Consider the following 13,429-nt stretch of genomic DNA (forward strand, 5'->3'; position numbering starts at 1 on the left):
ACCCTTACTTCTGCATAACAATTAACTTATATAAATCTCCCCTCCTCCGACAATCAATGCAAGTTTCCTTCGCTGCAAAATTAATCCGTACATGACAATCAACCATCCAAAATGATTTTTCAGACTGCTCATTTTTCGTGTACAAATAGGGAAACATAATTATAAAAATATTGATTAGGTTGTGTTGATAGTTGATGAAGAAGATATTTGTATTTTTCAGTTTATTAATGTTTCTGAACCAGCCTTTTGTGAATGCTTCCACGATTGATTTTCTTTTTTCTAATAATCAATCCATCAACATCGAGATAATTGATCCCGAATCAAAGGAGATAGTCCATTCCTTTCATCCGTATGATTATGACATCGAATTAGACTTAAATATCTTCAAAAGTGAAGTGGAACGATGGATTCATGAAATTGAACCATATTACTACAAAGAAATGTCCCTTGATCGAATTGATGAAGATGGTGAAATTATTAAAGGTTCCCCAAGAATTGAAGTCAATACTACACAGTTGTTAGAAGAAATATTAAGCCGCTCATTTACTGGTGGAAAGATTGAAATCCCATTAAAGATTACTGATAGCAACTATCGACTTACTGATGTTCCTCATTTAAAAGAAGTTGTACTCGCTTCCTTTACTACATTCTTTAATCCAAATAAAGCAGGGAGAAGTAAAAACATCGAGATTTCAGCTGCAGCTATTCATAACATCATTGTTGGCAGCGAAGATACATTTTCCTTTAATGCAGTCGTTGGACCTAGAGAAATTGCTTACGGTTATCAAATAGCACCTGAAATCGTGAATGGAAAATTGGTAATGGGGATTGGTGGAGGCATATGTCAAACTTCTTCCACATTATTTAATGCTGTTGATCAGCTTCCAATTAAAATCATCGAAAGACATCATCATTCCATGGATGTTGGATACGTTCCAAAAGGAAGAGATGCTACGGTTTCATTTGGAGGCTTAGACTTCCAATTCCAAAATACAACCGGAATCCCTTTTCTCATTCAAGGTTATTACAGACCTGGGGCGATTACCGTTGAAATCAGAACTTCAAAAGAATATGAGGAATTATTGAAAAATGAATTAATGGAATCGGAACCAAATTCTTAAGCAATCCCAGATGCATATTTCATATTATTCGATTCACACTAATACTGAATTTTTTGAAAGAGGAGGAGCATTCAATGGCAAATCGAAAACCGAATCCAGACAATCGTTCAAACAACGTAGAACGATTACAAACAATGGTGAAAAATACAATTAAAAATATTCATGAAGCAGAAGCAAGTATGGAATTTGCAGGTCCTGAAGAAAGAGAAAAAATTAGAGAAAAGAATGAGCGTCGCCGTAAAGCAATTGAAGGTTTCCGTGAAGAAATTAAAGATGAAGCTGCTGCTCGTAAAAGAGGAGAAGTATAAAATAGTGAGAAACTGGCCTTATGTCAGTTTCTTTTTTATTTGAATATGATTGCTTTTTTTAAACTAGATTTTATCCTATTTACATTTAATTTTGATAAAATAATGAAGTGGATAATAGTTAAGTATGTTGGGGAGGGTCATTGCATATGAATATGGTTGAAACGCTCGTAAATCAAAGCCGTAATGTAATGGATCTAATGAAACAATTAAAAAAAATTGCTTCAGTCAAAGGAAAAAAACGTACCGAATTAATTGAAAAATTTACTGCTAACCAGCATTCATTTAATGTTTATACATATGCAAGTGAGGAAGCGAGACAATCGCAACAAGTAGAAACTCTTAAAGTGAAATTAAATGAATTTAGTAGCCAATTTGATGCTGCACGCTATGAGATGGATGGAGAAGTAAATGAAGAGCAGGTAAACCTTTTATATAATGAAGTGTTAAATGCATATAACGAAATGGTAATAGCACTTGGATACGAAAAAGAAGTTATCGATATAAAAAAATTTTAAAATCGAGTAGGAGGGAGTGATTAGCTCCCGTCCTCTCACACCACCGTACGTACGGTTCCGTATACGGCGGTTCAATTAAGATAATTGACGCAAGTTTTCATAACTTCCGTGAATAGCTTGTCTTCTTATGCCAGTGGTCACTCCACCCTCCAAGAGGTCTCCCACGGGATTCACCGCTTCCTTCCTCAAGTGAGGTACTACGTTTTCTGTGTTCATCATGACTCACTGAATGCCAAGGGCTATTCTCTCTTAATTGTTCGGTCCTTCTTAGTAGTTCTAAACCAACTAATACTATGACCTCTGCTGACTTCTGACGGTTCAGCTACTTATCACTAAGTAGGTTATGAAGCGAACTTCACCTATCCGCCAGACCTCCCCGGGTAAGTACATGCACTTTCACACCATCTATCCGCCTCATTTACTCGATATGACCTTCGACAGAAAGAGCTTTGTTTTGTTACGCAAACTCACTCAATCATACCTAGCCTTATATGAGGTTCGTGTTCCTCGGACCGGTGTTTTGCCTCCAGCTTCCTTCAGATTCCGCGTCACCACGGACACCCTTGCGTTGAGCTAACCTCTACTTCTGTCTTCGGGGTTCGGGACTTACACCCTATAGTTCATGTACATGCCGGGCGCACGTAAAAAAGAAGTGGATTTTTTGATCCACTTCCTTTTTTTATTTTTTATAGTCGTAAATTAATTCATCCGTTTTTGAATCAATAGAAACATATAAGTCATGATTATTGAAAAACCATTCATCATCTTTTTCAACATAAAAATGGATGCCATCTACAACCGTTTCAACCCCGATATTATGAGGCTTTTCACGGTTCATTCCTAAAGAAAAAGCTTCATGGAAAGGGGAAGAACCACCGTAACGAGCGTAAAACCTTATGTATTCACCTGATTCTACTTCCATCTCTTCTTTGAACCAAGCCAACGCTTCATCCGAAATAATAATTTTCATTTACGCCAAATCCTTTCGAAAAACTTTATAACCACTTAACTTTCGGTTCCGTACCTTCTTTGATGCGTTTGATATTGGATTTATGTCGATAAAATATAAAAGTTGCTAAAATCAATACTAAGATAAATAATGCGAAATCACCAGTAAGTAACCAGTAAATAATGCTATAAATCACGGCTATGACAGATACAACCATTGACGATAAACTAACAATTTTCGTCAGTTTTAAACTGATGAAGAAGCCGATGATTAAAATTATAAAAAACGGCCATGAATAACCTAACAATACACCGCCTGATGTTGCCACAGCTTTTCCGCCACGAAAACCTGCAAAGATTGGGAACATATGTCCAACCGCGGCTATTGCTCCTAAAATAAGAGGATGTACCATCGTATCACTGAAAAACGGAAACATTGGTAGTATCGTTGCTACTGTACCTTTTAAAATATCCATGATGGTAACAACCATTCCAGCTTTTTTTCCTAATACGCGGAATGTATTTGTAGCACCTAAGTTACCGCTTCCATATTCTCGAATATCCGTTTTATAAAAGATTTTTCCAATCCATAATCCAGACGGAATCGAACCGATTAAATACGCACAAATGACTGCTATTACATTAATCATACCAAGATTCCTTTCAAAATAAACGTTTTACTATTAGCGATAATCATTTTACACTTTTTCTCTTATAAGAGAAAGGTCATTTTCGCTTTTTTCTATTATTCGCGAAAAAATATAGTACAGTGGAAGGAAATCATATGTGTAATCGTGAATCAAAGAAATGTCTTCATTTATTATATATGTTATCCTTTGTAAAATAAATAAAGCGATTGTGTTGGCAAGTATATTTATTAGGCAATCTTTTATTTTTAAGATGAAAACAGTACAAAGTACACTTTATGAAAAATTTTCTTTTTTCTTTTCAAAAATTTGTTAAAATGAAAAGGATGCTCGAATGTACTAGTGATTGACAGATGGAACGATTCTCTGTACGATTTGTGATATAGAACGGATGTTTGTATTTGGAGGGATTTAATTTGGCAATAAATCAAACAGGGATCACATATGATGCCGATGCCATTCAAGTATTAGAAGGTTTGGATGCTGTACGGAAACGTCCAGGGATGTATATTGGATCCACTGACAGCCGAGGTCTTCATCACTTAGTTTATGAAATTGTAGATAATGCAGTGGATGAAGCCCTTGCTGGATTTGGTTCACATATCATCGTCAAAATCCATAAAGATCATTCCATTAGCGTTCGAGACTACGGTCGTGGAATGCCAACAGGAATGCATAAATTAGGTAAACCAACACCTGAAATAATATTCACTGTGCTTCATGCTGGTGGAAAATTTGGTCAGGGTGGATATAAAACAAGCGGTGGTCTACACGGTGTGGGATCATCCGTTGTAAATGCTCTATCTAGGTTTCTTGAAGTAACGATTTATCGTGATGGTCAAATTCATCGCCAACGCTTTGAAAATGGTGGAAAACCGGTAACAACCCTTGAATTAATTGGGACGACAAAAGAAACTGGAACACTCGTTCACTTTTTACCGGATGATACGATATTTTCCACAATAAAATTTAATTATGATACATTAGCTGAACGATTACGAGAATCAGCTTTTCTCTTAAAAGGTTTGACAATTGAACTGATTGATGAAAGGGAAGAAGGAAAGCGGGAAGTATTTTGCTATGAAAACGGAATTCAAGCATTTGTTGAATATTTAAATGAAGAAAAAGATGTCATCCATCCAGTAAAATATGTGGAAGGCACTCATGATGATATAGAAGTAGAATTTGCCTTCCAATTTAATGATGGGTATTCCGAAACTATTCTTTCCTTCGTCAATAATGTTCGTACTCGAGATGGCGGTACTCATGAAACTGGTGCCAAGTCTGCATTAACTCGTATCTTTAATGAGTACGCACGAAAAGTCGGTTTATTAAAAGAAAAAGATAAAAACCTTGAAGGTACCGATATAAGAGAGGGACTTTCCGCCATCATTTCCGTTCGAATTCCAGAAAGGTTATTACAATTTGAGGGCCAAACAAAAAGTAAACTTGGAACTCCCGAAGCCCGCACTGCTGTAGAATCTGTTTTATCAGAAAAATTGTTATATATTTTAGAAGAAAATGCAGAATTATCCGCATCTCTTGTTCGGAAAGCAATTCGAGCTGGACAGGCGAGGGAAGCAGCGAGAAAAGCTAGGGAAGAAGCACGAAACGGTAAAAAGGGCAAAAAAGCTAAAACAATTCTTTCTGGGAAGTTAACACCTGCCCAATCTCGCAATCCCGAAAAAAATGAATTATACCTCGTGGAAGGTGATTCTGCAGGGGGATCTGCAAAACAAGGTCGCGATCGCAGGTTCCAAGCGATATTGCCACTCCGCGGTAAAGTTATTAATACAGAAAAAGCAAAACTTACGGACATTATGAAAAATGAGGAGATTGCTACCATTATTCATACAATCGGAGCCGGAGTAGGTCCTGACTTTAATTTAGAGGATGCGGCTTACGATAAAATTATTATAATGACCGATGCAGATACTGACGGTGCCCATATCCAAGTTCTTCTACTAACATTTTTCTATCGTTACATGCGCCCATTAATTGAAGCTGGAAAAGTCTATTTAGCTTTACCACCGCTTTACAAAGTGTCAAAAGGCAGTGGTAAAAACGAAGTTGTTGAATATGCTTGGACTGAAAATGAATTACAAGAAAAAATTAAAAAAGTAGGGAAGGGCTATGTTATCCAACGCTATAAAGGTCTTGGCGAAATGAATGCGGACCAATTATGGGATACGACGATGAATCCTGAAACGAGAACACTGATTCGTGTAACGATTGAAGATGGCGCCCGTGCAGAACGTCGCGTTACAACTTTAATGGGTGATAAAGTCGAACCTCGCCGTAAATGGATAGAATCAAATGTTGATTTTGGTATGGAAGAAGATACAAATACTTTAGTAACCGATTTCATCCAACATAAGGAGGAAGAATAATGGCGTCAACCGAACGATTTCATGAATTAACTTTAGAAGACGTGATTGGCGATCGTTTTAGTCGCTACAGTAAATACATTATTCAAGACCGAGCGATTCCCGACGCTCGAGATGGATTAAAACCTGTGCAACGTAGAATTCTTTATGCGATGTATAGGGAAGGGAACACCCATGAAAAACCATTCCGAAAATCTGCGAAAACAGTCGGTAATGTTATTGGTAACTACCATCCTCATGGGGATTCATCCGTATATGAAGCAATGGTACGACTTAGCCAAGATTGGAAAGCTCGCTATCCGTTAATTGAAATGCATGGAAATAACGGTTCGGTTGATGGTGACCCCCCAGCAGCAATGCGTTATACGGAAGCGCGCCTTTCCGTTGTAGCTGCAGAAATGCTAAAAGATATTGATAAACAAACAGTCGATTTCGTTCCAAACTTTGATGACCAAGACACTGAACCGACTGTGCTTCCTGCTAAACTTCCTAACTTACTTGTAAACGGTGCTACTGGTATTTCTGCAGGTTACGCAACAGATATACCACCTCACAACTTGTCAGAAGTATTAGATGGAATATTGATGCGTCTAGACCATCCAAATTGTACTGTAGATGATTTAATGACAGTTATAAAGGGGCCTGATTTTCCTACTGGTGCAATCATAGAAGGGATTGATGGCATTAAAAAAGCCTATGAAACAGGCAAAGGAAAAATTATTATTCGCTCCAAAGCAACAATAGAACCCATAAAAGGTGGAAAAGAGCAAATTGTCATCACTGAAATCCCTTATGATGTGAATAAAGCACAACTTGTAAAGAAAATTGATGAAATGCGTTTTGATAAGCGTTTAGAGGGGATTGCTGACATTCGAGATGAATCCGACCGAACAGCAGGACTCCGAATTGTCATTGAATTAAAGAAAGATATTGATGGAGAAGCCATTTTAAACTATCTATATAAAAACACAGACTTACAAATCACATATAACTTTAATATGATTGCTATTCATAATCGGCGTCCAACAATGATGACACTTCCATTAATGCTAGATGCATATATCGATCATCAAAAGGATGTTGTAACAAGAAGGACGAAATTTGACCTTCAAAAAGCAAAAGATCGATTACATATCGTTGAAGGTTTGATAAAAGCTTTATCCATTTTAGATGACGTCATTCAAACAATTCGTTCTTCTAAAGATAAACGAGATGCAAAAAACAATTTGCAATCGAAATTCCAATTTACTGAAGCACAAGCAGAAGCAATTGTTAACTTGCAATTATATCGTTTAACAAATACAGATATAACGCAGCTCCAAAAAGAGCATGAAGAATTACAAAAAACAACAGAAAAACTATCGAAAATATTAAGTAGTGAAAAAGAATTAATTAAGGTCATTAAAAAAGAAATCCAAGAATTGCGTAAAAAGTTTGACGAGCCTCGACGTTCCACTATCCAAGCTGAAATTAAAGAAATCAAATTGTCTCTAGACGTTTTAGTGCCAAGCGAAGATGTTGTCGTGACTGTTACAAAAGATGGTTATGTAAAACGGACAAGTCTACGATCTTATGCAGCGTCAAGCCCGGAAGATATTGCAATGAAAGAATCGGATTATTTACTATTTGAAGAGACATTGAATACTCAACATTACCTATTAATTTTCACGAATAAAGGTAACTACATTTATCAACCAGTTCATGAATTGCCGGATATTCGTTGGAAAGACTTAGGTCAACATATTTCAAGTATTGTTCCGATTGAAGAAGGCGAAAAAGTAATAGGTGCTATTGGCGTTGAAAACTTTGATGATGAAAACTTACATGTATTAACGGCATCAAAACAAGGACAAGTGAAGCGTTCGAGTCTAGCTGAATATCAAGTATCTCGATACTCCAAACCAATTAAGTCAATGAACCTAAAAAATGACGATGAAATGATTTATGCAAACCTTGTATCTTCCGATAAGGATGTTATCCTAACATCATATTTAAGCTATACAGTACGATTTAACATGGAAGAAATACCGATTACGGGTGTCAAAACAGGTGGGGTTAAAGGCATCAATTTAAAAGATGATGATCTATTAGCCGCAGTTAATGTAATTGAAAAAGATGCTAAACAAGATGTACTTGTCGTTACCCATCGAGGTGCAATCAAACGGATGAGTATTTCCGAAATCGAACGAACAGGCCGAGCTAAACGTGGTCTTGTCATATTGAAAGAATTAAAAACAAATCCTCACCGTATCTTTAACGTTTTGGTTGTTAATGAAGAAGATTCGGTACTTGTAGCAACGAAAAAACAAGTACAAGAGAAATTTGCAATTTCTGAACTCACTAAAGCAGATCGTTATTCAAATGGTTCATTGAAATTCGATATAAACAACGACGGTGAATTATTATTTGTAAAAATTCTCAAACCTATTCAAGAAATCATAAAGGATTTATAATTAATAAGAACATAATATTGTGGATGACTCTATTATGGAGTTGTCCACTTTTAAATTGAAAAAAATTCGAAAACGGTTTACTATTGTTATCATCGTTTATTTTGGGGGAATCATTATGGGGAAATTAGTGTTATCCATTGAACATCGTTCGAAAGGAATGGCGTTAGTAATTCTTGCTGCATTGTTTTGGGGAATATCCGGTACTGTTTCCCAATATATGTTTCAACATTTACATATCAACACAGAATGGTTTACAACTGTTCGGTTACTACTTGCTGGATTGTTATTATTAATCATTGCTTATAATAAAGAAGGAAAACATATTTTTGACATATGGAAACAAAAAAATGACGCCATTCCATTAGTCATTTTCGGAATATTTGGTATGATCGGTGTTCAATATACATATTTAGCTGCTATCAAACACGGAAACGCGGCAACAGCAACGGTTTTACAATACTTAGGTCCAGGATTAGTGACAATGTATTATCTTATTATTGCCAAACGTCTACCAACATTAAAAGAACTGATTGCAGTTTTTTCAGCACTTTTTGGAACTTTTTTGCTTGTCACACACGGAAACTTTCAAACATTAACGATTTCAAAAGAAGCTTTTTTATGGGGGATTCTGTCCGCCCTTGGTTTAGCATTTTACACGATTTATCCAATTAAATTATTAAAAAAATGGGGATCCTTTATTACCATTGGCTGGGGAATGTTAATAGGGGGAATCGTTTTTAGCATTATAAGAGCTCCTTGGCAATTTGAAGGGCAATGGCATATTGAGGCAAACTTTGCTTTCTTATTTGTCGTTGTTTGTGGAACCGTTCTTTCATTTTATTTTTATTTAGATAGCTTAAAATATTTAAGCGCCTCGGAAACAAGTTTACTAGCTTGTTTCGAACCATTATCCGCAACATTAACATCAGTAGCATTCTTAGGGGTTGCTTTTGGATGGATTGATTGGATTGGATCGTTATGCATTTTACTAACAATAGTTATTTTATCGAGAGAGTAGGGAAGGGAACCATCGAATTGAATAAAATGATAAAAAGAGGAAAGCTCATCTGCCTTCCTCTTTTTGTTTTGAGTAAAATGCATTGTTTATTTTTCTAATGATTTTGTTGTTAAAAGCCTTTTTATTGGCTTATTTCACCAACATATGTGGCTGGATAAGTTGCTTCATCAAATTTATATGGTAGTTTTCTTCAACATTACATCCTCCAAACCCGTCATGTTCCACTGCATACCAATTAAAGTTATTAAAGCTTTATGTGACAGATTTGTGATATATACCATCTAGCAATAAAAAAATAAAAATATTTCTACTATAATAAGAATTAAATAGAAAATAACAATTGGAGAAAAGAGTAGGGGAGTAATGGGGAAAAGATATGCAATTAAAAAATCCTTGAGTTATGAAACTCAAGGATCAAAGGGTTAGTATTAGTGAGAGACTTTATTAACGGAAATACCAGTTTGTGCGCGAACTTCAACTTCGCTATATTTTGCATAATCAGTTTCTTTAGATAAAATAGTTCCAATCCAACCGCAAATGAAACCAACTGGAACAGAAATAATTGCTGGGTTTGTTAAAGATACTAATGGCGTACCTACGAAAATCGCTTTACCTGGTTCTGGATTCCATACGTTTGGTGAAACTGCCACAAGAACTAAAGCAGTAATTAATCCACCAATGATAGCCCATACAGCACCATTAGAATTGAATCGTTTCCAGTAAATTGTGTAAATGATTACTGGTAAATTAGCAGATGCAGCAATACAGAATGCTAATGATACCAAGAACGCAACGTTAAGCGTTTGAGCTCCTAATGCAAGTAAAATAGAAATAACGGAAATGACTAATGAACCAATACGAGCAGCAATAACTTGCTCTTTTTCAGTAATTTTGCCTTTTTTAACAATCTGACCATAAATGTCATGAGATAGGGCAGAAGCACCTGAAAGTACTAGACCTGCAACTACCGCTAAAATTGTTGCAAAGGCAACAGCTGAAACGAATGAGAATAAAATATCTCCACCTAATGCTTCAGCAAGTAATGGTGCAGCCATGTTACCAGCAGGGTTTGCAGCAACAATAGTTTCTTTACCAACGAATGCAGCTGCTCCAAATCCTAAGAAGATAGTTAATACATAGAAAATACCAACGATCCAAGTAGCCCAAATTACTGAAGAACGTGCAGTTTGAGCATCTTTAACTGTGAAGAATCGCATTAAAATGTGTGGAAGACCAGCAGTACCTAATACTAATGCTAATAATGTAGAAATTGTATTAATACCGCTCTTATAAAGCATACCAGGATTTAAATAAGCTTCACCTGCTTCGGTAGCAGTAGCCATTTCAGAGAACATTCTAATAATGCTGAAATCAAATTTCCATAAAACTAAAAGTGAAATAATTGCAGTACCAAACATTAATAGAACAGCTTTAATAATTTGTACCCAAGATGTAGCAGTCATTCCTCCGAACAATACATAGATTGTCATCATGACGCCAACGATTAATACAGAAACCCAATAAGGAATACCGAATAATAATTGAATAAGTGCACCTGCACCAACAAGCTGTGCAATCATGTAGAACAATACGATAACAATTGTACTTAATGCAGCTGCTCCACGAACTTTTGCCATATCGAAACGAGCAGTAATCATGTCTGCTAAAGTGAATTTACCTAGATTTCGTAAAGGCTCAGCAACAATATATAATACAACTAAATAAGCTACTAAATAACCGATGGAGAAGTAGAAACCATCATATCCATATAAAGCAACGGAACCTGCAATCCCTAAGAATGATGCAGCAGATAAATAATCCCCCGAGATAGCTAGTCCGTTTTGCCAACCTTTAAGGCCGCCGCCAGCAGTATAGAATTCACTTGCAGTGCTGGTTCTTTTAGAAGCCCAATAAGTAATATACAAAGTAACAGCAACGATAGCTAAGAACATGACTATAGAAGTAAGACTCATTGACCAGCACCTCTTTCGTATTCATCAATAATTTCTCTTGCTTCTTTGTCAAATTTGTTCGCTCTTCCCACATAGAAGTGTGCCAGTCCCCAAACCATTATAAAGAGACCAAATGAATAGAACCATACCCACGTAATTTCTCCAATTGCTTTTTGATGCAAAATTTCTGTGTACGATGTTAAAACTGGAAGAAGCATGTATAAGACAAAGAAAATTACTGCCATCGTCCAGAGAAATGAGTTTTTCTTTCTAGATAACTGTCTGAACGATTCCATTTTGGCGATTCTTTCGTAATCAATTTGCTTTCCGCTATCTTTCGCCATAAACATACCCCCTTATTTTTGATTTTTTTTGCTGCTTTGTGTGCGCAAAATTCTTTTTTAAGAATTTTACAATTTTAATTTTATTTAACAGTTCAAAAAATTGCAACAACTTTTTTCTATAAATATTCCAATTTTTTTTAGTAAAAAACAAGATTAAAAGAGAAATTTTTTTCAAAAGTTAAGAAATACGCAGTATGTTAGAACTATTTATTTGACAATTAATTTACATATTTTCGGGATATTATAACAATGAAGGATAATGAAAAAAACAAAAAATAGAAAAAAGGGAAAAAAAGTTAGGAACAATGACCGAAGAAATTGGTGTGAATAGAAGTTAATAATTATTGAAGGAATAACAATTATAGGAAAGTACAAGATCAACATATGTGAAATAATGATGATCCTATAAATAGTTATGTATAACTGAAACATTTTATTAATTTAACAGTTCATATTATTAAATTTTTATTAATTTAAACTAATAAATCGGTAAAATAAATACAGTTATTTCAATTCTGTCTCACTATTACAAGTATTCTTATATTTTGAGATTTAACTTCCGATAATATATATTATGTAAACTAAAAAACAGAAATAAAAAATTAGTTTATTTTCATTCCATAAAATATGAATTCTTTCCCACCCATTGAATAATCAATAAATGGTTGAGTATCAATTTGTTGGTTTCAAAAGATTAAGACGGATGATTAATTGTTTATCAAAAGTTTTATTTAATTTGACTTTCCACATGTATTTTTGCCAGTATTTTTCTACTTAATTGATTTACACACGAATCACCCTCAATAACACTTTACTTTTGATATTTTAATCCAATTAACCGTAAATATAAGTGATTTCCCAACATCAATCTTTACTTATCAAAACTAAAATTGATATGTTTGGCCACCTATATATTATAAGTAGAAAATTTATTATCTCGAGAGAAATGCTACTGAGGTTTTGATCGTTCCAGTGGCAGCAAAAATATACTCCATCTCCATATTATATTTCGTTATAAATTGCTCTCGCTTTTTTCAGCAAACACTATTATATACCGTTGTTCCGTATGTCATAAATAATTCTAAAATCAGACATTTCATTCATCGGAGATTTGCTTGGACTAAAATAAGTAATAGAGGATGGGTTATCAAATAATACATAATGTAAGATACAGATTTTTCTATTTAACCTCTCTTCTGGGAATAATTATCTTTTAGAGCCCTATTTAGTAGTGCAATTGAACGGTCGATATCAGCTTTAATCGTATCTTTATAGGCTTTTACCTTCTCTTTGTCTCCCAGCCTATAAATATAAATCGTCTGCATTTCTGTTCCTTCTTTTGTTATTGGCTCCCTAACAACATAGCCCTCTTTTAACAACTCATGCAAGGACTTATAAATTTCAGATTTTGTTGGTTTATAACCGAGATCTTTAAAATGATTTTGTAATTCTTCTAATATTTGAAGTCCATAAAGTCTTCCCTTCTCTGCTGCATGAAGCATATAAAGTTTTAAGTAAGCTCTTTGTTTAATGACAAATGTACTTTTCCCCATTTTATCCCTCCATAATAGCTGTACGTGTTTTTACTAGATTTTAATAAATTGTTCGGAGCGAGTGTTTTCAATAAATAAAGGATTTTTTAGAACCATCCTCTATAAGAATATAATAAACGAGTTTATTGATAAAAGTAATATGGCCTGACGAACTTTTTGTCAGGCCAAACCACTTATGATATG

General features: G+C 35.0%; 12 protein-coding genes. 6 read left to right on the forward strand and 6 right to left on the reverse strand.

Features of this window, described 5'->3' with window-relative positions; translation table 11 throughout:
- The first annotated feature begins 194 nt into the window (after window positions 1–194).
- From NST98_RS03990 to NST98_RS04000, 3 genes are all read left to right on the forward strand, one after another.
- Window positions 195–1,121 (forward strand): VanW family protein, encoded by a 927-nt coding sequence (locus NST98_RS03990; protein ID WP_340715665.1) that lies wholly within the window; start codon window positions 195–197, stop codon window positions 1,119–1,121.
- 74 nt (window positions 1,122–1,195) lie between these two features.
- Window positions 1,196–1,429 carry a small acid-soluble spore protein Tlp gene (tlp, locus tag NST98_RS03995; protein ID WP_016838095.1) on the forward strand — a complete coding sequence of 78 codons (234 nt, stop codon included), beginning with the start codon at window positions 1,196–1,198 and terminating at the stop codon, window positions 1,427–1,429.
- 146 nt (window positions 1,430–1,575) lie between these two features.
- Window positions 1,576–1,944, forward strand: coding sequence for a hypothetical protein (locus tag NST98_RS04000; RefSeq protein WP_016838096.1), 369 nt, complete (start codon window positions 1,576–1,578; stop codon window positions 1,942–1,944).
- 75 nt (window positions 1,945–2,019) lie between these two features.
- Here NST98_RS04000 and NST98_RS04005 read toward each other — a convergent pair whose 3' ends face one another.
- From NST98_RS04005 to plsY, 3 genes are all read right to left on the reverse strand, one after another.
- Window positions 2,020–2,163, reverse strand: coding sequence for a hypothetical protein (locus NST98_RS04005; protein WP_172597780.1), 144 nt, complete (start codon window positions 2,161–2,163; stop codon window positions 2,020–2,022).
- 460 nt (window positions 2,164–2,623) lie between these two features.
- Window positions 2,624–2,914: a HesB/YadR/YfhF family protein gene (locus NST98_RS04010; protein ID WP_340714502.1), complete on the reverse strand. Its 291-nt coding sequence runs from the start codon at window positions 2,912–2,914 to the stop codon at window positions 2,624–2,626.
- A gap of 25 nt (window positions 2,915–2,939) precedes the next feature.
- Complete coding sequence (plsY, locus tag NST98_RS04015) at window positions 2,940–3,542, reverse strand: glycerol-3-phosphate 1-O-acyltransferase PlsY (protein ID WP_340714503.1); 603 nt, start codon at window positions 3,540–3,542, stop codon at window positions 2,940–2,942.
- Between the two features lie 413 nt (window positions 3,543–3,955).
- Here plsY and parE point away from each other — a divergent pair, with 413 nt between their 5' ends.
- From parE to NST98_RS04030, 3 genes are all read left to right on the forward strand, one after another.
- On the forward strand, window positions 3,956–5,929 hold the full coding sequence (parE, locus tag NST98_RS04020; RefSeq protein ID WP_340714504.1) for a DNA topoisomerase IV subunit B: 1,974 nt from the start codon (window positions 3,956–3,958) through the stop codon (window positions 5,927–5,929).
- On the forward strand, window positions 5,929–8,379 hold the full coding sequence (gene parC / locus NST98_RS04025; RefSeq protein WP_340714505.1) for a DNA topoisomerase IV subunit A: 2,451 nt from the start codon (window positions 5,929–5,931) through the stop codon (window positions 8,377–8,379). The genes parE and parC overlap by 1 nt, the downstream gene beginning before the upstream one ends.
- A gap of 115 nt (window positions 8,380–8,494) precedes the next feature.
- Complete coding sequence (locus NST98_RS04030) at window positions 8,495–9,397, forward strand: DMT family transporter (protein ID WP_096552512.1); 903 nt, start codon at window positions 8,495–8,497, stop codon at window positions 9,395–9,397.
- A gap of 428 nt (window positions 9,398–9,825) precedes the next feature.
- Here NST98_RS04030 and NST98_RS04035 read toward each other — a convergent pair whose 3' ends face one another.
- The 3 genes from NST98_RS04035 to NST98_RS04045 all read right to left on the reverse strand — a co-directional run bounded on the left by NST98_RS04035 (window position 9,826) and on the right by NST98_RS04045 (window position 13,246).
- Window positions 9,826–11,370 carry a solute symporter family protein gene (locus tag NST98_RS04035; protein WP_340714506.1) on the reverse strand — a complete coding sequence of 515 codons (1,545 nt, stop codon included), beginning with the start codon at window positions 11,368–11,370 and terminating at the stop codon, window positions 9,826–9,828.
- Entirely contained in the window at window positions 11,367–11,693 is a 327-nt protein-coding gene (locus NST98_RS04040; RefSeq protein ID WP_016838104.1) for a DUF485 domain-containing protein, read from the reverse strand. Before NST98_RS04040 ends, NST98_RS04035 begins: the two co-directional genes overlap by 4 nt.
- A 1,184-nt stretch (window positions 11,694–12,877) precedes the next feature.
- A complete protein-coding gene (locus tag NST98_RS04045; RefSeq protein ID WP_168412567.1) occupies window positions 12,878–13,246 on the reverse strand; it encodes a helix-turn-helix transcriptional regulator in 369 nt (122 codons plus the stop codon).
- Window positions 13,247–13,429: the final 183 nt, after the last annotated feature.

The organism is Ureibacillus sp. FSL W8-0352, assembly GCF_038004345.1.
GTDB lineage: Bacteria > Bacillota > Bacilli > Bacillales_A > Planococcaceae > Ureibacillus > Ureibacillus thermosphaericus.